Raw genomic sequence first — 20,447 nt, 5'->3', positions numbered from 1 at the left:
TCGTCGGCCCGCGCGTGATGCCCTTCGGCCACCCATTCGAGCAGGAGTCCGACGAATGACGCGGGCGCGGCGCATGATCCGCCGATCCTCGCGGCTCGCCCTCAGCGCCGCGCTCGCCTTCGGCGCCGGCTGGGCGTGGACCTACTACCGCAACGCTCGCCCGATCGAGCACAACACCATCACCGGCACAGGAGCCGACCTATGACACTCACCCTGACCGATTTGTTCTGCGGCGCTGGCGGCTCGTCGACCGGCGCGGTCGCGATTCCCGGTGTCACCGTCAGGATCGCTGCGAACCACTGGGATCTCGCGATCGCCACGCACAACACCAACCATCCGGATACCGACCACGCGATCGCCGACATCCACCAGGCCGATCCGGGATACTTCCCCCGCACCGACGTACTGTGGGCCAGCCCCGAGTGCACGAAATGGACTGTCGCATCAGGGAAGGCCGCAGCATCGATCGACCCCGGCCTGTGGGAAGACCCGCTCGCCGACGAAGCTGCCCAGCGCTCGCGGATGCTGATGTTCGACGTCCCCCGGTTCGCCGCCCACCACCGCTACCGAGCCGTCATCGTCGAGAACGTCGTCGACGTCTCCACCCGCAAGCAGTACGTGGCCGCATTCGAGCGGTGGCTGACCGAGATGCACAAACTCGGCTACCGGCACCGCGAGGTCTACCTGAACGCGATGCACGCCCAGGCGGCCGGGCTTCCCGCCCCGCAGTCGCGGGACCGCCTGTACGTGGTGTTCTGGCGGGAAGGTGACCGCGCGCCGGACCTCGACCGGTGGACCAGACCGACCGCGTGGTGCGAGACGCACGGCCAGATCGTCGCGATGCAGTCGTGGAAGGACCCCGCCAAGACGCGCGGCCGCTACCGCCAGCAGTACGTGTGGCGTTGCCCCCGCACCGAGTGCCGCAACACGATCGTCGAACCCGGCTGGCTGCCTGCCTCCTCGATCATCGACTGGGACCTGCGCGGCCAGCGGATCGGCGACCGCACGAAACCTCTGTCGCCGAAGACGATGGCCCGCATCCGGGCCGGACTCGAGCGGTATGGGCCGCACATCGTGGACCGGCGCGGCGACTATCGAGTTCGCAGCCTCGCAGACCCACTCTCCACGATGACGGCGAACGAGACCTCGAAGGCGCTACTGGTACCCGTCGAGGGGCGCGACGGCAAGGAGGCGCGCCCTGCCGGTGATCCGCTGCGCACGATGACGACACGCTCGGAGACCGGTGTCCTCGTCACCCTGCGCGGCCAGAACGCACCCAAGACCACCGACGACGTCGTCGACACGTTCGCAGCTTCCGGCACGCACCACGGGCTCCTGATGCGTCACAACTCGAGCAAGGGACCAGGGTCGGAGATGGTCACTCCCACCGATGAAGTGATCCGCACCCTCACGACCAAGGGGCACCAATCGCTCCTCGTGCCGACCGGCGGCACCTGGAACGACACCGCCTACCCGGCGTCCGACCCGATGCGGACGCGCACCACCCGTGAGACCGAGGCCCACGTCGTCACCGCCGCCGACATCGACGACTGTGAGTTCCGCATGCTCGAACCCTCGGAGATCAAGCGAGGCATGGCATTCCCGGCCGAGTATGTGATGCTCGGCAACCGACGCGAACAGGTCAAGATGGCCGGGAACGCTGTTGTGCCGCCCGCCGCGCGCGACCTCGTCGGCGCCGTCGCCGAGAGCCTGGGGGTCGGGTGATGACCGACCTCGTCCCAAGCGCCGAGATCGAGCGCATAGTCGGGGTGCCTCGGCACGACACGAAGCACCTCGCCCGCGCCGTCAGCGCGACCCAGACCGTGTTCGTTCTCCACTCCCGCGAATGCCTCGACAGCGGAATCGATCTCCGAGTGTGCCGATACAGCCTCGCCCTCGACCGCGGCATCCAGGAGGACATCTGGTCGCGACACTGCGACACCCCCGTCGAGATCCGCATCCGCGACACCCGCCTCGTGCCGGTCCAGTCGATGCCTGGTGGCCAAGGCGCCCTAGATATCGGGGGTGCGAAGTGAGCTTCACCGAGCACGACCTGAACCCACCGCTCCCCGGCGAAGCCGGGACCCGCCAGCGGTGCGCCGCCGACGGCCACCCGCCGACGACGTTCAACCCGTGGCAGTTCCGCACCTACTGCCGGTGCGGCCGCCGCCAGTACCTCGGTGACCGGTCGCCGCTCCGTCTCGCTCGAGACGCCGAACTCACCGCGATCGCCGACCGATTCGAGCGACTTGCACGCGAGCAGGAGGCGAGCTGATGAGCGACAACACATCCATCGAGTGGACCGACGCCACCTGGAATCCCGTCACCGGGTGCACGAAGGTCAGCGCCGGGTGCGACCACTGCTACGCGGAGACGTTCGCCGAGCGGTTCCGTGGCACACCGGGGCACTACTTCGAGAACGGGTTCGACGTCGAGCTCCGCGAGAACAAGCTGACCGAGCCTCTGCGGTGGCGGAAGCCCCGAAAGGTGTTCGTCAACAGCATGTCCGACCTGTTCCACGACGCGGTCCCGGATGACTACATCGCGCAGGTGTTCGCCGTCATGGGCATGGCCCGACGCCACACGTTTCAGGTCCTCACGAAGCGGCACGGGCGGATGCGATCACTACTGAGCAGCGAGGACTTTCAGACCCGGGTTGGGCAGTTCCGCTACCGGCTGGGTGATTCCGAGCCGGCCGCCGATGATCAGTCCTGGTCGTGGCCGCTGCCGAACGTGTGGCTCGGCGTCTCGACCGAGAATCAGCAGTGGGCGGACATCCGGATCCCCGCACTCCTCGACACCCCGGCGGCCGTCCGCTTCATCAGCGCCGAGCCACTTCTCGGACCGATCAAGCTGCGTCGGGACTGGGGGTACGGGCCTGGTATCGACTGGATCATCGTGGGCGGCGAGTCTGGTCGCGGTGCTCGTCCGATGCATCCAGACTGGGCGCGCGGTCTGCGCGACCACCGCGACGTCGTCGGAGCCGCGTTCCTGTTCAAGCAGTGGGGCGAGTGGTCACCGCTAGCCGCCGAGGGGCGACGCACCGACAGCCTCGTCATGACCGACGACGGCAACACATACCGGGCCGGTGACCTCGATTGGCCAGATGGACCGCGACGAGGCGAGGCGTATCGCGCCGACTTTCCCCACCACCATCCGACCTACCTGTACCGCGTCGGAAAGCGGGCCGCCGGCCGCGAGCTCGACGGCCGCACCTGGGACCAATACCCGGGCGGTGATCACTAATGCACGCAGTCATCTCCCCGGACGGCAAGTACCGGTACTGGCTCGAGCGTGAGTTGCCGTGGAGCTTCTACGCCGGCGAGGGTGTCGCGCCAGAGACGGCGTGCGCGTTCATCATGCTCAACCCGTCGACCGCCGACGCCACCCAGGACGACCCAACAATCCGTCGCTGCAAGCACTTCGCCACAGCCCTCGGTGCGAGCAAACTGATCGTCGCCAACCTGTACGCCTACCGAGCGACCAACCCCGCAGAACTGCGCACAGTCGACGACCCTGTGGGTCCCGAGAACACCTTCTACCTACAGAGCGCCCTCGACGCCCGGCACGTCGTAGTCGCGTGGGGAACGCACGCATCCGACGAGCAGGTCGCGCGGCTGCGAGCGCTCGCTGACAACACACCGTTGTGGTGTCTCGGCACCACGAAGGCGGGGGCGCCGCGGCACCCGCTGTACGTCCCCAACACGAAGGAGCTCGAACCGTGGGGCGGTGATCGCTGATGCCGCAACGCATCCAGCGGAAGCGCACGAAGGGTTGGCGGATGCCCGCGGGCGCGGTCTACGTGGGCCGTCCGACGAAGTGGGGCAACCCGTATGTAGTCCACGTCCACACGCTCCGCTGCTCACCCATGCACGCGCTGTGCCCCTTATGGGTGGCAGATGACCGCGAACAGGCCGCCCGACTTTTCCGTCACGACCTGCTCTTCCCGGTAACGCACCACCCCCAATACCCCGATCTCGACACGATCCGCGCCGAGCTGGCGGGCCGCGACCTCGTGTGCTGGTGCCCGCTCGACCAGCCGTGCCACGCCGATGTGCTCCTGGAGCTGGCGAACGGTGGTGATCCGCAGTGACCGAGCGAGACCTACTTGACGCACTTCACGAGAAGCTCGGCAGCGAGGCGCAGGGCAACGGCGGACACCGCTGGATCGTCGCCGAGAAGGTGCGGTGTCGAGCTGGCTTCGCCGGATGGCACGACCGCCAGCACGGCCGACTCCGCACCGCCGACGCCCTGGCCATCGACACCTGGATCTCGAAGGGCATGGAGCTGCACGGCTTCGAGGTGAAGTGCTCGCGGTCAGACTGGCTCGCCGAGCTCAAACAGCCCGAGAAGTCCGAGGCGTTCCGTCGGATCTGCGATCGCTGGTGGCTCGTGACCTCCGACCCGGCGATCGTCAAGCCCGGAGAGCTACCCGACGGGTGGGGCCACATGTCCATGGTCACCAGGTATGAGACCCGCTTCGTCGGCGGCTCTGTGTGGCTTCCGGAGTGGGAGCCGGACCCGGCGTACGCGTCGATGGGACGCAGGTACGCCCGTGTCCCCGTCACGACGCTCCGACGAGTCACACGGGCGCCGAAGATGCCTGACCGCGACCCGATCCCGCGACACCTGCTCGCGACGCTCATGCGGGCCACCGCGGTCACCGCCAGCAGGAGACAGGAGGCGTGCGCCTCGTGAGCACCAACCACAACGGCAAGAGGAAAGGGGTCGACCATGGCGAAAGCGACGGGTAAGGATCACGCCCGAGTCAACCTCGACATCTGGAATGACGACGACTGGCTCGACCTGAGTCCGGCCGCCCAACACCTGTACCTGGTGCTCTGGACGTCGCCCGGGCTGACGTACTGCGGCGCCGGCGACTGGCGCCCAGGGAAGATCGCACAGCGCGCCAGTGGGTGGACCATCCGCGGTGTGGAGCTGGCCGCCGAAGAGCTCTCGCGCGAGATGTTCCTGATCATCGACGAGGTCGCCGAGGAGTTCCTGCTGCGCTCGTGGGTCAAGCACGACGCCCTCTGGCGTACGCCGAATATGGCGGTGTCGATGGCGAATGCGCGTGGCGACCTCGCCTCTCGGATCCTCAAGGGCGTCGTTGTGTTCGAGGTCCAGAAGATCCAGAAGAACAACCCTGATTCGTCGGCGTGGCAGCGCGAGCAGCTCGTCAGTCTGCTGTCTCAGAAGGCGATCGATCCGAGCGGCCTCGAGCCCTTCCGAGGCTCCGACAACCCCGGCGACAACCCCACCGCCAACCCTTGGGCTAACCCCCCCGCTAACCCTAGGGGTCAACCCATAGGCCAACCCTTGGGCCAACCCATGGGGGTAACTAATTCCAACCCCCCCGCTAACCCCCCGTCTAACCCCCCCTCTACTCCTGCTCCTACTCCTGCTCCTATCTCCCTTCTCCATTCTCCCGCGGTTTCTGAGTCATCTCACCAAGGCGCGGTGGAGCTTGCACCGCGCCGCGAGACGCGAACTTCGAAGCGGATTGCCGAGCTGAACGCGACCTCACGGAGCGGAGTCGCGAACCAGTTCGCCACCCAGTTCGCCAACTGGGCCGGCGGCGGCATCCCGCAGCAGTCGCTCATCGAGATCGCCCAGGAGGTCGATCAGCTCATCCGCGACGGGATCGACGCCCACCAGATCGCCGAGGGCGTCAAGGCATGGCACAGCTCCGATCGCCTGTACGCCTCGCAGATCCCGCACTTTGTCGCGAAGGCTGCACGACCGCCGGAGTCGCAGTCGAAGCCCACCAAGGCGACCCAGCGGGCCGTCGACACCGTCAGCACCACCGAGCGGCTCATCGCCGAGTTCCGGGAGGCCCAGCAGTGACCACCACGACGCACGACTTCGAGGCGGCGCTTCTGGCCGCCGGCACGGCGATTGCCCGCGCCGAGATCTTCGACGACCGCGTGACGTCCGACGAGGAGCGCATCAAGGCATGGGCCGAGGCGATGGCGCCGCACGGCATCGACAAGGCCGACGCGCTCGCCGCCGTCACGGCCCACTACAGCGCGCCGGGTGCCGACACCATCCGCGTCGGCGACGTGATCACCGCGGCGCGGAAGATCCGCCGCGACCGCGCTGAGCGCGACAAGGGCGAGCAGGTCGCCCAAGCAGCGGCGATCACTGGCCCCGACCGTCAGCTCGGCGGCCTGCCGATCGGCCAGGCCGACGGTAAGCCGATCTGGGACGCCTATGACGAGCACGACGCGATCGAGCTGCCGTGCCGCACCTGCCAGGCCCAGCCCGACCAGGCGTGTGTGAACCTCGCGACCGGCATGACCCGAAAGATCCCATGCCTGTCGCGGCTGTCCGACGGCGTGAAGGCGGCCCGGGCGAAGGCGGCGCAGAGATGAGCGTCGTCGGGATCGATCCGAGCCTGAGAGCCGCTGGAATCGCGATTCTGGGCCTCTCGGGCACCGGGACCGCAGAAATCCGATCTCTGGTCTCTGTGGGCCGCACGGCCACGAAGGGCGACGGCTGGCGCCAGCGCTCGAACCGCATCGTCGCCCAGACGCGGCGCATCGTGTCCTGGGTGCCGGCCGACGCCGAGTTGGTGCTGATCGAGGCGATGCCGCAGGGGATGACCCGGCCGCTGCCGAGCTTTGGTGACCGGTGGGGTCTCTGGTGGGGGGTCTACTCGACCCTGTCGGCCCAGTACCCGGTCGCGGTCGTCAACCCGTCGACCCGCGCCGTCTGGCCGGACGGGAAGTACCCTGCGGGCCTGTCCGCGCGCCAGAAAAAGGCGCACCTCCTCGGCGTCGTGCGCGCCCAGTGGCCGGCCGACGCGCACCGCATCCACGACGACAACGAGGCCGACGGCCTGACGCTCGCCGAGATGGGGGCTCACTGGCTCGGGTGGCCGCTGCCGTTCGAGACGACCGACCGACACGACCGCGGCCTCGGCGCCGTCGAGTGGCCGGAGGGGCTCGCATGAGCGGCCGACACCGCCTCGATGACGGCGGCGTCAGCATGGCGACGACCATTCGCCAGGCGATGATCCGGGAGTACGTCACCGCCGCGGTCCTCACATGGCCGAACCCGTTCCTCGCCCCTTCACTGCCCGCGGTCGCGCCCGGCAATGTGAAGGCTGAACGCCAGGGGCGCAACAGCTTCGGCAGGCTACGGGGTCTCGCATGACGAACGTCTCGGGAGCGCTGCGCACCCAGAGCCTCATCCTCGACATCGCGGCTGACCCCGATCTCGATCGAGACGCCAAGCTCTTCGCCGTGCTACTCGTCGCTGACATCGCGAAACGCCGGACAGCGCTCACCGCTTCGGAACGGCTGGCACGTAAGGGGCACTGGACTTCTCGAATCGCCCAGATGGTCGACGCCTCCGATTCCGGCCTCGATGGACTCCACTTCGTGCGAGCGGTCATTCGCCGCGACGTCCCGCGCTACATCGGAGAGCGTACGACGACGGGTCTGTGTATCGCGCCGATGATTCGACGCGACGGCCCGTGTGGAAAGCGGGCCTATCGCACAGTGAAGATTATCGATCCCATGACCGGGCGGTGGGCGATGGAAGGCTACTGCACACGTCACTGGTCGCTCGACCACAAGATCCGGTCGCAACGCCTGTTTGTTGAGTGGCAGGAGCTGGGGGAGCCTGTGCCGCCGGCCAATTCGGGCGGTGTGCTGCGGCGCTACTTCAACACGGTGTGGGACGAGCTGTATGACTGGGCAGACCCGTACCGGGTGCGCAACGAGGGAGGCAAGGAGCCGACGATACCGAGGCCGAAGCTTGAACTCATCCGAGGCGGTGACGAGTGACCCGAAGCTGTACGCGATGCAACCGGCCCGCCGAGCTGTTCCTGTGCTGGCCTTGCACGAAGAAACTCGCCGACACTCTTGAGCAGATTCCCTGGCTGTCAAACAAACTCGTCCTCACTGCGCACGGTGGCGACAGCCTCAATCACCTCGACGAGCGCCAGTTCTTCGAGGCCCGCGGGACGATCCCCGAGGACGAGATCGAGTCACCCGTGCCGTGGCGCACCTCGGCGGCGAACCGACTACGCGAGTTGCGCGACGTGCTCACCAGGTGGGCGCGCGATCTGTGCGACACCGCCGACATCCAGTTCGAGGTGATAGGCGCATCGCGGGTCTACGGCCCACTGCCCGAGGGGATTCGGCGTGTACCCGCCAACTACGTCGCCACGACGACCGACCTCGCGAACTGGCTCGGGCACTACTTCTCGGCCTTCGGTCACCGAGAAGACGGGGCGATGGCGATGGCCGAGATCATCGGCGCATTCGACCGCGGTGTCGAGGCGATCAACCGGCGGGACCAGGGTATGTACGCCGGGCCGTGCCCGACGATCGTCGGCGTCGAGCCGGATGGAGTGACCCCGCTCCGCTGCCGGGAGGCGCTGTACGTCCGACGCACGCCCGAGGGCGACCCGCGGCCGCACGTCACGTGCTGGAAGTGCAAGCGCCGGCACGACACCGAGAAGCTCCTCGAGGAGATCTGGGCGCAGGCGGGCAACTTCCTACTGACCGGCGCCGAGATTCTGCGCGTCACAGCCGAGCTTGGCGAGCGCATCCCGAAGAATCGGTTTTACCAGTGGCGCAAGGACAGACTGATCCGACCTCGCGGATGGAAGGCCGCGAATGGGCAGATCACGCAGCGAGTGACGAAGGGTGCGCACCCCGTGTTCTCGCTGTCCGAGGTGCGCGAATTGGCTGCAAGAGAGGGGAGTACGAGGTGATGACGAACAGCGAGATCGTCGAGCGGCTTCATTCGCTGGCCGCCGAGGCCAAGGCGGGGACCCTCCATGCTGACCACGACGGTTGGAGCTTCCCGAAGGATCGTCGCCTGCGGTGCGGGTGCGGGGAGGTGCTCATCCCGTCCCGCAACCCAGACCCGTACACGGGCGCGATGTTCCGCGCGGAGCATCCCAACCTCACCCCGGGCCAGCTCTGCCCATCGTGCGAGGACGAGGACAGCTCGATCGCTGAGGATGGTGTGTGCTACCTCTGCGTGTGCGGTTGTAGCTACTGCGAGCCCGACGATGGCTGAGGGCTGGGATGTCGTCGGGGCACTGGCCCTGTCAGTGCCGCTCTACTGGGTGTCCGGCCGCGCCGGCCTCCGGTGGGCGCGGCGGCGCGACCTCATCCGCCAGGAACGCGAACTCGACCAGGCCGCGCGTGCGGTACCCGACGAGGCGCGATATGGCGACTGGCGGGGACCATGGGGTGAGCAGGAACGCGCCGGACGCAGCCTCGTGTCCCTCGATGTCCCACCACCGCCCATGCATCCGCCCCCGGCGCCCACAGCGTCGGGCGGGGTCGGCGTGCATGACCGTTCCGCCGCGTCGATTGTGCCGCTGGTCATCCCGCCGGGCTACGTGGGCGACCTCGACCCGACCGCGTTGTGGATCTTGCCCGAGGTCGTCGACCCGGAGTTCGGCGATGACTGAGTTCAACGCCGGCGACCGGGTGGTTTGGACCGCGCAACTCCCGGGCGGAACGATCGAGATGGCGGGCAAGGTTGTCGAGCACACCGGGTGGCGTCCGCTCTTCTCGCACTGGGTGCAGGTGACTCGCGGCGCCGAGGCCCTCGACGCCTGGGCCTCAAACGAGTTCAACCTCGAGCCGGGCGCGCTGGGCGGTCTGCTCTACCTCTTCGACGAGCAGATGGAGCACATCGATTGATGAAGCGACTCATGAGGTTCTGGCGGGAACTGACGAGACCACCGCAGGCCTTTCGACCTGGCGAACGGGTTCACGTGAAGGGCGCACCCTCGGGCGACGCCTACGTCGGTACGGTCGAGGTGACCTACCCGGGTCAACCCGAGGTGGTCGACGTCTGGTTCGACGACGACATCGGAGGCGCGTACCTAGCCCTGGCGCTCGAGCGGCACGCCGACTGATGGACGACGAGAAGCCCGTATTCAGAGTCGGCGACCGGGTGCGGTTGACCGACAACACACGGACCCCAACGGCGGGACGCCTCACGTACGTCGGTCCCATGGAGTTCAACGGTCGCCGATTCGAGAACTACGCCGCGATCGACGTCACCCACGGGGACAGCATCATCGAGTACGTCCCGCTGAGCCTGATCGAGCACATCGACTGAGGTCGCGTGACAGCGTGACACGCCTAACCTGTCACGGTGTTGGCATTCCGCCGTTCACCTGCATAAACTCGCGAACGACCGCTGACCGACCCTGCCCGAAAGCAGATCGGCCCGCGGTTTTCGTGTCTCTCGCAGACCCCCGTCACAGCGCCGGCGACCGGCGCATCCCCCGCGTTACGGACTGGACCCCTCGGGTTGTGGATTCCCCCTGGATGGTCTGAGAAGTCCCGGCGCTGTGGCGGGTCCCCAACTTGCCCGGCACCCCCGGCGGGCACCCCAACCAGCTCGTGGCAGAGCAGGGGGCAGCGGGCCGCAAGGCCGCGCCAAACGGCCGCAACGCGTTGCGCAGCGCGGGCCCGCTACCGGGGGCCAACTTCAAGGAGGTCGACATGGCATTCGATCCAATGGAGCACGCGCGGAGGGTCATCGCCCAGTACCGCGAGATCCAGGGGCTCCGCGACATCGAGTCACCGGTCGAGCCCGTATCGCGCGAGCAGGTGATCGCAGCGCTCGAGACTCTCGGTATCGACCCGCAGACGACGCGCGTCGTCATCGAGCCCACGCGGATCACCGTCACCCGCTCCGCGCGAGACGAGAACGACGCACTCGTGCGGAATCCGTACGCCGACGTGGTGGGCGTCGATGCCGAACCGCTCGTCCACGAGACGTACACAGTCCCCGTCGAGGCGAGTGCGCCGATGTTCTGCGGCACCAACGACCACCGTGGGAACGACTGGCCCCGTGCCTGAGTTTGCACCCGGCGGCCGCGTCCCCGAGGGTGCGGCATCGTTCGGCGAGTGCCACGGCGGCGAGTGTGGCGGCCATTGGGAGCGCGAGCAGGTCATGCGCCCGGGGCAGCCGCCGATCTGCACATCGTTCTACGCGTGCGGGTATCGCGACGAGGTGTTCATTCCGCTCACCCCATCCGGCGAACGCCGCCGGTCGACCGAGATCCTCGCGCAGATCCAGGAGCGATTCGGCGGTGCCTGAGTTCATCGCCCGCACCGACCCTGACTCGACGTCGGGCCGCAGTGGCCCCGGCCGTTGGGCAGTCGTGCAGACGCCATGCCCGGGTGTCCTGTGGACCAACGACATCGACGCCGTCGGGTTCGTCGCGATCGGCCAGGTGGCCGACACCGTCTTCGAGTCGATCGACATCGACGACGACATCCAGGCCGGAGTCGACGCGGGCCACACCGCGACGCAGGTGTTCGACCGCATGGTCGGCCTCATCGGGAAGTCGGTCAGCGAGGGCGAGCTCACCAACTGGGGGCGGCCGTCGACTCGACTGAAGCTGGACGTCCCGCCGCGGCTGACCAAGCGCGAGATCCTCGACCAGACGAGCGGAGAATCCTGATGCATCTGCCCTCCATTCCGGAATCCCTCGACGCCGACGACGTCCGGGCCGCGCTGAGTGGGCTCGGCATTCCGGTCGACGAGAAGCTCCTCGAGGCACGGTTCACCGCCGGGTCTGTCGAGTTGACGTTCCTGCGGACCGGCGAGGACGGCAACGACGCCGACGCCCTGATCGGCAACACCAGCCCGGGCAGCCGAGGTGGCCCGGCGCTCTCATACGTCACCACCGCGGTCGCCATTCGGCGAAAGCGCGCCGAACAGTGAGACTCGCTCCCGCCCAGCGCAAGAAGGCGCTCGCGAACATGGGCAACGGCTACCAGAAGCAGTCGTTCCTACTCGGCCTGCGCTGCGAGTCCCTCCGTCACGAGGTCGTCACCGCGGAGCAGCAGCGCCGCATCGAGTCCGAACTCCTGCCCGCCGTCCGTCGCGTTCTCGAGAACCAGCAGCGAGGGAACAAGCGCGGCCTGCTCGCCATGCAGATCCAGCGCGCGAACGCCATCTTCGCCGACATCTTCGGCGAGAAGTGGCGGCCTCGCGCCGACAACCCTGTCGAGCGCGAGTGCCTGGCCGATCTTCAGACGTCGCTGGCGCTCTGATGGCCGCCGGCGCGCACATCATCCTCACCCTCGACGAATCGAGGGTCGAGTCCGGCCTGTGGTGCCCGCACTGCAACCTGCCGTCCGGATGGAGTGCACCAGTCCTCGGACTGTCCGAGAACGGCGTCGGGGAGTTCGCCACGGTCGCCCGCTGTTTCGACTGCGACCATCCGCTCTGACATCCGAGAGGACCCCCACCATGACCGCAGCAATGTCCACCGGGATCGCAGCACCAAGCGACCTCGTCGATGCCACCGTCGGCGACCTCCGCGCCGGACGCCGCGTGCTGTTTGTGGTCGACTCAGAGACGGCCGCCGAGGAGGCCTGCCGCGACGTCGTGGACCGGATCTCGGGCGAGCAGGTCGCGCGAGTCATTCGCGCCGCCGGCCAGCGCCGGATCAACATGGTCAACGGCGGAATGGTCAAGTTCACGTCCATCCACGCCAACGGTCAGCGAGGGATGTCGGTCGACACCCTCGTCGTCGCCTGCCATCTGGACGACGACATGCTCGGTGCGGCGCTCTTCGCGCTCAACCAGGCGGATGCGCCGCGCGTCGTCGCGGCACACAAGCTGTCCCGGATCGCCGACTGAGAGTTCGTGCTCTTCCTCGTCACCGGCCCACCCGCCGCTGGCAAGACCACATGGGTCCGCGAGCGCGCCGGCGAGGCCGACATCGTCATCGACTACGACCTGATCGCGAACGCCCTGCGCGGCAAGCGCACCGGCCCCACCAACCACGCCCACCCCGAGGAACTCGCGCTGGTCACGAAGGCGGCCAGGCAGGCGGCCATCGACGCCGCTCTCGCATACGCCGACGAGGACGACCTCGACGTGTATGTGATCCACGGGACGCCCAGCGCCAGCACCGTCGCCCGGTACCGCGACCTCGGCGCCCAGGTCGTCACCATCGACCCCGGCCAGCCTGAGGTCGTCGCCCGTGCCCGACGCGAGCGCCCCGCCCACATGCTCAAGGTGATCGACGAGTACTACGCCGAGAAGCCCCGACGCCCCGCTGTCGCCCGCAAACGCACCACCGCCGAGCGCGGTTACGGCCCCGACCACAAGGCCGAGCGCAAGCGCTGGGAGCCCGTCGTGCGATCCGGCAAGGCGATCTGCTGGCGCTGCAACCGACCGATCCCGCCCTCCGGACCCTGGGACCTCGGCCACGACGACGCGGACCGGTCGAAGTACCGCGGACCCGAGCACGTGGGCTGCAACCGCGGCGCACCCTCGCGAAACCGCTCCGCGAACTGCGATACCAGCCGCGAGTGGTGACACTCAGTGCCGCCGCGCCGGTGACACCGCGTGTCCGCTCGCACCGCTGACCGACCGCCGCCAAACCGGGTGTCGCTGAGACGTCTGTGGGCGGGCCAGATCGACGCCCACCGGCTCCGATCTCGGTCATCGGCGACGTGGATCGCGAGCGTGACGCACAGGACCAGCACGGCGGTCACGTGACTCGATTCGTCACGGGATGTAAACGGCGACCCCTGCGCTGAGTCGCCGCCTCCCAACCGCCCTCGCGGGCACCCCTACCCCCCTCCCTGGTGGCACTGCGTGTCACCCGGCACCGCGTGCCGCTGACCAGCGAAGGAGGCCCGGCGATGACGAAGACCTGCGAGTCGTGCGGCGAGCCCTTCGAGGCCGCTCGGCGCACTGCACGGTTCTGCGGCGCCACATGCCGCAAGCGGGCGTCCCGGGCTGGTGGACCTGCAGCACCGCGTGAGGGGCGCCAGGAGCGCACCACGGCGGCTCCTGCGGCCACCGTGGCAAACGATATCGACACGGGTTCCGACGATCTCGTCTCATCGCTCATCACCGAACTCGAGGCATGCGGTGAACGCTCAACCCTGCTTGGCCAGCAGGCCATCGCCGTCGCTCGGCGCATCGTGAGTCCAAGGGAGACGGGCGCGAGTGTCGCGACGCTGAGCCGAGAGCTGCGGACGGTGATGGGGCAGATCCGCCGTAAGGGCGAGACGGCCGACGTGGTGGACGAAGTGGCGGAACGGCGGGATGCCAAGCTACGCGCTGCGGCCTCTGCTGATTGAGCCTGCGTACTTCACCCATCCGGAGTACGTGCTGACGCTCGGGCCCGAGGTGTGTGACGTGTGCACCGACGCGGGGTTCGCGCCCGATCCCGAGCAGGAGATCGCGCTCGACGCGCTGTTCGCGCTCGGGCCTGGCGGCCGGCCGCTGATCTTCGAGTTCGGCATCGTGGCGCCGAGGCAGAACATGAAGACCGGGTTCGCGAAACAGGCGGCGCTCGGGTGGATGTTCGTCACTGAGGAACGGCGCGTGTCGTGGTCGGCCCACGAGTTCGACACGGCGCGCGAGTCGTTCGGCGACATGGTGACACTGATCGAGAACACACCGTCACTGTCGAGACGTCTGGCGCCTGGCCCGAATGGCGGGATCTACTCAGGCTCGGGCCACATGGCCATTGAGCTCGTCGGTGAGCGGCGGCTGAAGTTCAAGGCCAGGACCAAGACCGGCGGCCGTGGTCTGACCGGCGACAAGACGATCCTCGACGAGGCGTTCGCACTGACCAAGGCCCACATCGGTTCGATCATGCCGACGATGTCGACGCGGGCGGGCGCGCAGATCCTCTACGGCTCGAGCGCGTGCCACACGACCTCGGACGTCCTGCGACGTGTCGTGAAGCGCGGGCGCGCGGGTGGCGAGCCGCGGCTCGGCTACATGGAGTACAGCGCTCCGGAGGGTGGCTGCGCAGACGAGCAGTGCACACACGAGCCTGGGGAGCCAGGCTGCGCGATGGACAACGAGGACAACTGGCGCAGGGCGAACAGCCAGGCAGGACGGCGTATCTCGATGGACTACATACGATCTGAGCGCCTCGCGATGGACCCCAGTGAGTTCGGGCGTGAACGCCTCGGATGGCACGACCCTGAGCCCGAGACCGGCGGCTCGCTCATCTCGTCCGACCAGTGGGGCAACCTGACCGACCCGGAGTCGACACCGATCGACCCAGTCGCCTTCGGCGTGTACGTCTCTCGCGACCGCAGCAGGGCGGCGATTGGTGTGGCCGCCAGGCGCGAGGACGGGAAGATCCACGTCGGCATCGTGCCCGCTGTGCGAGGCCAGCAGATTGAGTCACTACCGGGAACGAACTGGATCGTCGGCCGCGTGAAGGAACTGCGCGACGCGCAGAAGCCGTGCGCGGTGGTGATCGACGACCACTCCTCAGCCGCATCACTACTGCCGGACTTCAAGAAAGAGGGCATCGACGAGGGCACGTCCGACGTGCCCGGGCTCCTGGAGCTGACCGACGCCCACGACATGGCAATCGCGGCCAACACGTTCTACGACGCGGCCATCGAGGACGAACTGCGACACCGTGGCTCGGCCGCGCTGGCCCGTGCGGTGGTGAGCGCCAAGACGCGCGACCTGGCCGATTCGTGGGCCTGGGATCGCAAGGACAAGACGAGCGACATCACACAACTGGTGGCCGTGACCCTCGCTGTGCACGGGCTGATCGTCCGCGGCGAGGGTGCGACAGAGACCGAGGTATGGGGGTTCTGGGAATGACGCTGAGGCGTATGTGCGCGGCGATGGCCGCGATCGGTGCGATTGCCATCGTCGGCGGTGCGGCGATGCTGTGGGCACCGGGTGTCGCGGTGATGATCGCGGGCCTCCTGACGATCGTCGGCTCCGTGGTGCTATACGACCCGAGCGGCCGTCGATGAACCTGCTCGACCGCCTGAAGGGCGGCGTCCGCGCCGAGGAGCGCGAGATGAACCTCGACGAGTACGTGAAGATGCTCAGTCAGTACTCGTTGAACTCGGGCTACATGGCGCCGCACCTACAGCAGACGCTCGCCGGCGATGCGACCGAGCGGCCGTCGAACAACTTCGTCGGTCTCGCACAGGAGGCGTACGCGGCCAACGGTGTTGTGTTCTCGGTGATGCTCGTCCGGATGCTGGTGTTCTCGAGCATCCGGTTCACGTACCAGAATCTCAGATCGGGCGCCCCGTCGGATCTGTTCGGCACGCAGGAGCTTCGCGTTCTCGAGCGGCCCTGGCGCGGGGCCACCACACAGGATCTGTTGACGCGCATGATCCAGGACGCAGACCTCGCAGGTAACAGCTACTGGGTGCGGGACAAGGGCAACAGGGATGAACTGGTGCGCCTGCGCCCCGACTGGGTCGAGATCGTCGGCCGCAGACGCTACTTCAGCGATGCGGGCCGGAAGGTGAACCGCGGCGGCCAGGTGGGCTGGGAGAAGATCGGGTTCATCTACACCGAGGGTGGGCCGGGGTCGAGCGATCCCGTTGCGTTCACCGCTGACGAGGTGTGTCACTTCGCACCGATCCCGGATCCGCTGTCGGAGGTCGACGCCGGCATGTCCTGGCTGACCCCGATCCTGCGCGAGATCCAGGCCGACCAGTCGATGACCCGGCATCAGCGCAAGTTCTTCGACAACGGCGCAACGCCGAACATGATCGTCAAGCACAACCCCGCGGCCAACGAGGGGAAGGTCAAGCAGTGGATCGAGCAGATGCGCGATCGGAACACCGGCATCGAGAACGCTTACAAGACACTGCATCTCTACCCGGGCGCTGACGCGACGGTCGTCGGGACCAACCTGAAAGACATCGACTTCAAGGACGTCCGAGGCGGCGGTGAGACCCGCATCGCGGCGGCCGGTGGAGTCCCGCCGGTCATCGTCGGACTGTCCGAGGGCCTCGCCGCGGCGACCTACTCGAACTACGGCCAGGCGCGACGTCGCCTCGCCGACGGAACCGCTCACCCGCTCTGGCAGAACGTCGCCGGATCGATCGAGACGCTCGTCGAGAGTCGCGGTAACGCAACGCGTCTCTGGTACGACGCACGCGACGTGCCGTTCCTGCGCGAGGACGAAAAGGACGCCGCCGACATCCAACGGACCCGCGCCGAGACGATCAACACGCTCATTTCTGCGGGATACACGCCGGACTCGGTCGTGAAGGCCGTCGACAACAACGACCTCCGACTCCTCGAGCACACCGGAATGGTCAGCGTCCAACTACAGGAGCCAGGCACCCCAGCCGAACCGATCAAGTCGACACCCCCAGTCGACGACGAGGGAGATGACGATGACGACAAAGACGAAGACGCACCAGCGCAGTGACCTGTGCCGGTCCGTACCGTTCACAGTCACCCGCGACGACGAGCATGGCGACGGGCGCAGCTTCACCGGCTACGGCGCCGTGTTCAACTCGCCGACCCGGATCGACTCGTGGGAAGGCACATTCGACGAGCAGTTCGCGCCGGGGGCCTTCCGAAAGACGCTGCGCGAGCGTACGCCGAAGTTCCAGTTCGACCACGGTCGCCACCCTCTAATCGGCTCGGTCCCGATCGGTGTCATCCGGTCGATCCAAGAGGACGACCGCGGTCTCGAGGTCGAGGCGCGCCTCGGCAAACACCTGCTGATCGATCTCATCCAGGAGGCGATCGAGACCGGCGCGATCGACGGCATGTCGATTCGCTTCTCTGTCGTCCGCGAGGAGTGGCGCGACAAGATGGGCCAGGTCGTTCCCGCGTCCGAGGTCGACTACCTGCTGTGGTCCCCAGACGAGCGCGGGCCGCTGCTGCGCACGATCCTCGAGGCGAAACTCGACGAGGTCGGCCCCGTCGTGTGGCCCGCCTACCAAGACACGACCGCGAGTGTGCGGTCGGCTGAGCCGGTGACGATCGACCCGGCTCGCCTGAATGAACCCGAGCAGCGAAAGATGCTCGCCGAACTGCTGCTTCGCGCCGACTCGGCCGATAGCACCAGCCCACCCGATGCGGGTGGGTCGTCCGATGACGAGCCGCAAGACTCCGCAGTGGTGGACGTCGAGCACTCGGATGAGGACACCGCCGCGACGGAAGGCACCGACGACGAGTCGGCCGCCGACCACGAGACGGATTCTCCCCCCGATGATCCCGCGCCGACCGACGAAGTCGACGCCGTCCGCGCTGCCGAATCTGACCGGCTGTTCGCGGAGGCGCTCGCCGAAGTGGCGAACACGCGGGACGCGACGCCCCCCATGAAAGGACTGTGACGATGCCCGTCGAACTGACCCACAAGCAGGCCATCAACCGCGAGAAGGACATCCAGGATGAACTGGAGCGGCTGAAGGCCAAGACCGACAAGACTCCCGAGGACCACGCCGCAGTGCCCAAGCTGCTCGAAGAGTTCCGGTCGGTGCACGCGCACCGTCTCGACCTCGAGCACGACGCCGCGCTGGCCGAGATCCGCTCCGCGTCGAGCGCTGGCGCATCGGACTCGGAGGCCCGGGACGAGAACCGCGGCGGCGGTGGCGACGTCGACATCGTCGACACCACCCGGCACCGCGGGGCTCCGAGCCTGGGCGGCAAGTACCGCAACCCGTGGGACACCTCCGAGGTGCGCTACGGCCAGGCCGGTACTGCCGACGAGCTGCGCCACCGCGCCGAGGATGCGATCGAGCGGATGCCGCACGCGTCGCAGAAGGTCCGTGAGGCGTCGGCCGGGTTCGTCGAGCGTGCTGGCGACGACACCCGCATGGCCGAGCTCGTGCTCGGCACCAGCAGCCCGGAGTACGCGAAGGCGTTCTTCAAGGTGGTCCGGGCGCAGGGCCAGATGGCCGGTCTCGAGGCGGGTGAGCAGCGCGCGCTCTCGCGGGCGATGTCCCTCACCGACGCGAACGGCGGCTTCGCGGTGCCGTTCCAGCTCGATCCCACGGTGATCCTGACCGCCGACGGGTCGTTCAACCAGGTGCGCCAGATCGCCCGGGTGGTGACCGCGACCGGCGATGTCTGGCACGGCATCTCCTCGGCCGGTGTCACCGGCTCGTGGGACGGCGAAGGTACCGAGGTCTCGGATGACTCGCCGACCCTGGCTCAGCCGTCGATCCCGATCCACAAGGGCGATGTCTTCGTGGCCCAGTCGTTCGAGGTCGAGGCCGACGCGGGTCTCGCGGGCGAGATCGCGCGGATGATCGCGTTCGAGAAGGACAGCATGGAGTCGGTCGCCTTCGTGACCGGTTCCGGCTCGGGCCGTCCGACTGGCATCGTCACCGCACTGGCGGGCACGAGCTCGGTCATCACCTCGACCACGACTGACACGTTCGCGGTCGGCGACGTGTACAAGCTCGACACCGCCCTCCCCGCGCGCTACGCCGCCAACGGGTCGTACCTCGGCCACCGTGGGATCTACAACACGATGCGCCAGTTCGACACCAACGGCGGATCGGCCCTGTGGGGTCAGCTCGCCGAGGCGCGCAAGTCCGAGCTGCTCGGGCGCCCGGACTACATCGCGGAGGCGATGAAGTCGGCCGTCACCCCCACGCAGGACAACCACGTCCTGGTGTTCGGTGACTTCTCGAACTACGTGATCGCCGACCGGATCGGCACCACGCTGTCGTACATCCCGCACCTGTTCGGCGCCAATGGCCGCCCGACCGGTCAGAGCGGCTGGTTCGCGTACTTCCGCGTCGGCGCCGACTCGGTGAACGACGGCGCGTTCCGGATGCTCAACGTCACGTAGTCCGCACCACCTCGGTTCGCCGAAGGGGCACAGGTTTCGCCTGTGCCCCTTCGGCGTTTCCGTACCCCGATCCACTTCTCCCCAAGGAGGCCCCCGATGCCGTTCCGCTGCATCAACCCGTTCGCGTACGGCGATGACCTGTACGCCGGCGGCCAGCTCGTCGATGACGACGCCCCGATCCTCGCAACCCACCCGGCGCACTTCGCCCGAGTGGACATCCCGGGCGCACCCGGCGCGGAGACCGCGACCACGGACGTCCCGAAGACGATCCAGACCTCGACCCCGCCTACCGCAGGCACGGCCGCCCAGACGCCAGCCACCGACGCCGGGACCGCCCCGGCCGACCCCACGGCCGCCGAGGCTGGCAAGGCAGCGGACGAGGCCGCGGCGAGCGCGGCGAAGACGCCCGCCGCCGACGCCAAGGGCACGCCGACAAAGTCCGCGCGGGCGCCCCGAGGTGGGGGCAAGTCCGGTGCGTGAGTCGCTGTATAACCGGTGCCTCACCCGGTTGGCACTGCCGATCGCCGAGCGCGCGAACGGAACGGCGAACGGCGCGACGGTCGATCTCGGGCTGTACGGGAACGACTTCCGGGCAGTGCTCTTCGTCGTGACCGCGGCCGCCATCACCGATGGATCGCACGCGATCACGATGCAGGAGTCCGACGACGGAACGGCCTGGCGTGCCGTGCCCGCATCGAAGCGCCTGGGCTCGCTGCCCACACTGGTCGCGGCCAGCGATGACGGGGTATTCGAGTTCGGGTACGTCGTCGGCACGGCGCAGTACGTCCGAGTGGTCGCGACCACGACGGGCGCCACGGCCGGTGGCGTGTTCGGTGCGGTCGCCGTGCTCGCCGAAGCCTCGTCATCGCCGGTTGCGCGGGCCTGA

34 protein-coding genes are annotated in these 20,447 nt (G+C 68.0%); all 34 read left to right on the top strand.

From position 1 onward, the window contains the following. The first annotated feature begins 55 nt into the window (after positions 1-55). The 34 genes from ACSUZC_RS20290 (at position 56) to ACSUZC_RS20125 (ending at position 20,447) form a co-directional block, all read left to right on the top strand. Positions 56-205, top strand: a complete 150-nt coding sequence (locus ACSUZC_RS20290; RefSeq protein ID WP_439030254.1) for a hypothetical protein — start codon at positions 56-58, stop codon at positions 203-205. Continuing rightward, positions 202-1,725, top strand: coding sequence for a DNA cytosine methyltransferase (locus ACSUZC_RS20285; protein WP_439030253.1), 1,524 nt, complete (start codon positions 202-204; stop codon positions 1,723-1,725). The genes ACSUZC_RS20290 and ACSUZC_RS20285 overlap by 4 nt, the downstream gene beginning before the upstream one ends. Continuing rightward, positions 1,725-2,036, top strand: coding sequence for a hypothetical protein (locus tag ACSUZC_RS20280; RefSeq protein WP_439030252.1), 312 nt, complete (start codon positions 1,725-1,727; stop codon positions 2,034-2,036). The genes ACSUZC_RS20285 and ACSUZC_RS20280 overlap by 1 nt, the downstream gene beginning before the upstream one ends. Further along, positions 2,033-2,275 (top strand): hypothetical protein, encoded by a 243-nt coding sequence (locus tag ACSUZC_RS20275; protein ID WP_439030251.1) that lies wholly within the window; start codon positions 2,033-2,035, stop codon positions 2,273-2,275. Before ACSUZC_RS20280 ends, ACSUZC_RS20275 begins: the two co-directional genes overlap by 4 nt. Further along, positions 2,275-3,246: a DUF5131 family protein gene (locus ACSUZC_RS20270; RefSeq protein WP_439030250.1), complete on the top strand. Its 972-nt coding sequence runs from the start codon at positions 2,275-2,277 to the stop codon at positions 3,244-3,246. Before ACSUZC_RS20275 ends, ACSUZC_RS20270 begins: the two co-directional genes overlap by 1 nt. Beyond that, positions 3,246-3,740, top strand: a complete 495-nt coding sequence (locus ACSUZC_RS20265) for a DUF1643 domain-containing protein (protein WP_439030249.1) — start codon at positions 3,246-3,248, stop codon at positions 3,738-3,740. The genes ACSUZC_RS20270 and ACSUZC_RS20265 overlap by 1 nt, the downstream gene beginning before the upstream one ends. Further along, positions 3,740-4,093, top strand: a complete 354-nt coding sequence (locus tag ACSUZC_RS20260; protein ID WP_439030248.1) for a DUF4326 domain-containing protein — start codon at positions 3,740-3,742, stop codon at positions 4,091-4,093. Before ACSUZC_RS20265 ends, ACSUZC_RS20260 begins: the two co-directional genes overlap by 1 nt. Next, on the top strand, positions 4,090-4,698 hold the full coding sequence (locus tag ACSUZC_RS20255) for a hypothetical protein (protein ID WP_439030247.1): 609 nt from the start codon (positions 4,090-4,092) through the stop codon (positions 4,696-4,698). Before ACSUZC_RS20260 ends, ACSUZC_RS20255 begins: the two co-directional genes overlap by 4 nt. Positions 4,699-4,734: 36 nt before the next feature. Then, positions 4,735-5,847: a hypothetical protein gene (locus tag ACSUZC_RS20250; RefSeq protein WP_439030246.1), complete on the top strand. Its 1,113-nt coding sequence runs from the start codon at positions 4,735-4,737 to the stop codon at positions 5,845-5,847. Then, entirely contained in the window at positions 5,844-6,374 is a 531-nt protein-coding gene (locus ACSUZC_RS20245; RefSeq protein ID WP_439030245.1) for a hypothetical protein, read from the top strand. The genes ACSUZC_RS20250 and ACSUZC_RS20245 overlap by 4 nt, the downstream gene beginning before the upstream one ends. Further along, complete coding sequence (locus ACSUZC_RS20240) at positions 6,371-6,955, top strand: crossover junction endodeoxyribonuclease RuvC (RefSeq protein ID WP_439030244.1); 585 nt, start codon at positions 6,371-6,373, stop codon at positions 6,953-6,955. The genes ACSUZC_RS20245 and ACSUZC_RS20240 overlap by 4 nt, the downstream gene beginning before the upstream one ends. After that, entirely contained in the window at positions 6,952-7,158 is a 207-nt protein-coding gene (locus tag ACSUZC_RS20235; RefSeq protein ID WP_439030243.1) for a hypothetical protein, read from the top strand. The genes ACSUZC_RS20240 and ACSUZC_RS20235 overlap by 4 nt, the downstream gene beginning before the upstream one ends. Continuing rightward, entirely contained in the window at positions 7,155-7,793 is a 639-nt protein-coding gene (locus ACSUZC_RS20230) for a hypothetical protein (protein ID WP_439030242.1), read from the top strand. Before ACSUZC_RS20235 ends, ACSUZC_RS20230 begins: the two co-directional genes overlap by 4 nt. Then, positions 7,790-8,728, top strand: a complete 939-nt coding sequence (locus ACSUZC_RS20225) for a hypothetical protein (RefSeq protein WP_439030241.1) — start codon at positions 7,790-7,792, stop codon at positions 8,726-8,728. Before ACSUZC_RS20230 ends, ACSUZC_RS20225 begins: the two co-directional genes overlap by 4 nt. After that, positions 8,728-9,039 carry a hypothetical protein gene (locus ACSUZC_RS20220; protein WP_439030240.1) on the top strand — a complete coding sequence of 104 codons (312 nt, stop codon included), beginning with the start codon at positions 8,728-8,730 and terminating at the stop codon, positions 9,037-9,039. Before ACSUZC_RS20225 ends, ACSUZC_RS20220 begins: the two co-directional genes overlap by 1 nt. Further along, a complete protein-coding gene (locus tag ACSUZC_RS20215; protein ID WP_439030239.1) occupies positions 9,032-9,439 on the top strand; it encodes a hypothetical protein in 408 nt (135 codons plus the stop codon). The genes ACSUZC_RS20220 and ACSUZC_RS20215 overlap by 8 nt, the downstream gene beginning before the upstream one ends. Next, positions 9,432-9,674 (top strand): hypothetical protein, encoded by a 243-nt coding sequence (locus ACSUZC_RS20210; protein WP_439030238.1) that lies wholly within the window; start codon positions 9,432-9,434, stop codon positions 9,672-9,674. The genes ACSUZC_RS20215 and ACSUZC_RS20210 overlap by 8 nt, the downstream gene beginning before the upstream one ends. Before the next feature lie 74 nt (positions 9,675-9,748). Continuing rightward, a complete protein-coding gene (locus tag ACSUZC_RS20205; protein ID WP_439030237.1) occupies positions 9,749-9,892 on the top strand; it encodes a hypothetical protein in 144 nt (47 codons plus the stop codon). A 595-nt stretch (positions 9,893-10,487) separates the two neighbouring features. Next, positions 10,488-10,847, top strand: coding sequence for a hypothetical protein (locus ACSUZC_RS20200; RefSeq protein ID WP_439030236.1), 360 nt, complete (start codon positions 10,488-10,490; stop codon positions 10,845-10,847). Next, a complete protein-coding gene (locus tag ACSUZC_RS20195) occupies positions 10,840-11,088 on the top strand; it encodes a hypothetical protein (RefSeq protein ID WP_439030235.1) in 249 nt (82 codons plus the stop codon). Before ACSUZC_RS20200 ends, ACSUZC_RS20195 begins: the two co-directional genes overlap by 8 nt. Then, positions 11,081-11,455 (top strand): hypothetical protein, encoded by a 375-nt coding sequence (locus tag ACSUZC_RS20190; RefSeq protein WP_439030234.1) that lies wholly within the window; start codon positions 11,081-11,083, stop codon positions 11,453-11,455. Before ACSUZC_RS20195 ends, ACSUZC_RS20190 begins: the two co-directional genes overlap by 8 nt. Continuing rightward, entirely contained in the window at positions 11,455-11,718 is a 264-nt protein-coding gene (locus tag ACSUZC_RS20185) for a hypothetical protein (RefSeq protein ID WP_439030233.1), read from the top strand. The genes ACSUZC_RS20190 and ACSUZC_RS20185 overlap by 1 nt, the downstream gene beginning before the upstream one ends. Next, positions 11,715-12,050: a hypothetical protein gene (locus tag ACSUZC_RS20180; RefSeq protein ID WP_439030232.1), complete on the top strand. Its 336-nt coding sequence runs from the start codon at positions 11,715-11,717 to the stop codon at positions 12,048-12,050. The genes ACSUZC_RS20185 and ACSUZC_RS20180 overlap by 4 nt, the downstream gene beginning before the upstream one ends. Next, entirely contained in the window at positions 12,050-12,229 is a 180-nt protein-coding gene (locus tag ACSUZC_RS20175) for a hypothetical protein (RefSeq protein ID WP_439030231.1), read from the top strand. The genes ACSUZC_RS20180 and ACSUZC_RS20175 overlap by 1 nt, the downstream gene beginning before the upstream one ends. A 20-nt stretch (positions 12,230-12,249) precedes the next feature. Continuing rightward, complete coding sequence (locus tag ACSUZC_RS20170) at positions 12,250-12,642, top strand: hypothetical protein (RefSeq protein WP_439030230.1); 393 nt, start codon at positions 12,250-12,252, stop codon at positions 12,640-12,642. A 6-nt stretch (positions 12,643-12,648) separates the two neighbouring features. Then, on the top strand, positions 12,649-13,326 hold the full coding sequence (locus ACSUZC_RS20165; protein ID WP_439030229.1) for a hypothetical protein: 678 nt from the start codon (positions 12,649-12,651) through the stop codon (positions 13,324-13,326). A gap of 329 nt (positions 13,327-13,655) precedes the next feature. After that, positions 13,656-14,099, top strand: coding sequence for a hypothetical protein (locus tag ACSUZC_RS20160; protein WP_439030228.1), 444 nt, complete (start codon positions 13,656-13,658; stop codon positions 14,097-14,099). Next, on the top strand, positions 14,065-15,597 hold the full coding sequence (locus tag ACSUZC_RS20155) for a hypothetical protein (protein WP_439030227.1): 1,533 nt from the start codon (positions 14,065-14,067) through the stop codon (positions 15,595-15,597). Before ACSUZC_RS20160 ends, ACSUZC_RS20155 begins: the two co-directional genes overlap by 35 nt. Further along, positions 15,594-15,755: a hypothetical protein gene (locus ACSUZC_RS20150; protein WP_439030226.1), complete on the top strand. Its 162-nt coding sequence runs from the start codon at positions 15,594-15,596 to the stop codon at positions 15,753-15,755. Before ACSUZC_RS20155 ends, ACSUZC_RS20150 begins: the two co-directional genes overlap by 4 nt. Beyond that, positions 15,752-17,179 (top strand): phage portal protein, encoded by a 1,428-nt coding sequence (locus ACSUZC_RS20145; RefSeq protein WP_439030225.1) that lies wholly within the window; start codon positions 15,752-15,754, stop codon positions 17,177-17,179. The genes ACSUZC_RS20150 and ACSUZC_RS20145 overlap by 4 nt, the downstream gene beginning before the upstream one ends. After that, positions 17,145-18,095 (top strand): HK97 family phage prohead protease, encoded by a 951-nt coding sequence (locus ACSUZC_RS20140; protein ID WP_439030224.1) that lies wholly within the window; start codon positions 17,145-17,147, stop codon positions 18,093-18,095. The genes ACSUZC_RS20145 and ACSUZC_RS20140 overlap by 35 nt, the downstream gene beginning before the upstream one ends. Before the next feature lie 2 nt (positions 18,096-18,097). Beyond that, positions 18,098-19,561, top strand: coding sequence for a phage major capsid protein (locus ACSUZC_RS20135; protein WP_439030223.1), 1,464 nt, complete (start codon positions 18,098-18,100; stop codon positions 19,559-19,561). Between the two features lie 96 nt (positions 19,562-19,657). After that, the gene (locus ACSUZC_RS20130; RefSeq protein ID WP_439030222.1) at positions 19,658-20,041 is read left to right on the top strand and encodes a hypothetical protein; all 384 of its coding nucleotides are present in this window, start codon (positions 19,658-19,660) and stop codon (positions 20,039-20,041) included. Then, positions 20,034-20,447 carry a hypothetical protein gene (locus ACSUZC_RS20125; RefSeq protein WP_439030221.1) on the top strand — a complete coding sequence of 138 codons (414 nt, stop codon included), beginning with the start codon at positions 20,034-20,036 and terminating at the stop codon, positions 20,445-20,447. Before ACSUZC_RS20130 ends, ACSUZC_RS20125 begins: the two co-directional genes overlap by 8 nt.

The sequence above is a fragment of the Gordonia terrae genome (assembly GCF_051789125.1).
Lineage (GTDB): Bacteria > Actinomycetota > Actinomycetes > Mycobacteriales > Mycobacteriaceae > Gordonia > Gordonia terrae_A.
This window is presented reverse-complemented; position numbering and strand designations above follow the sequence as displayed.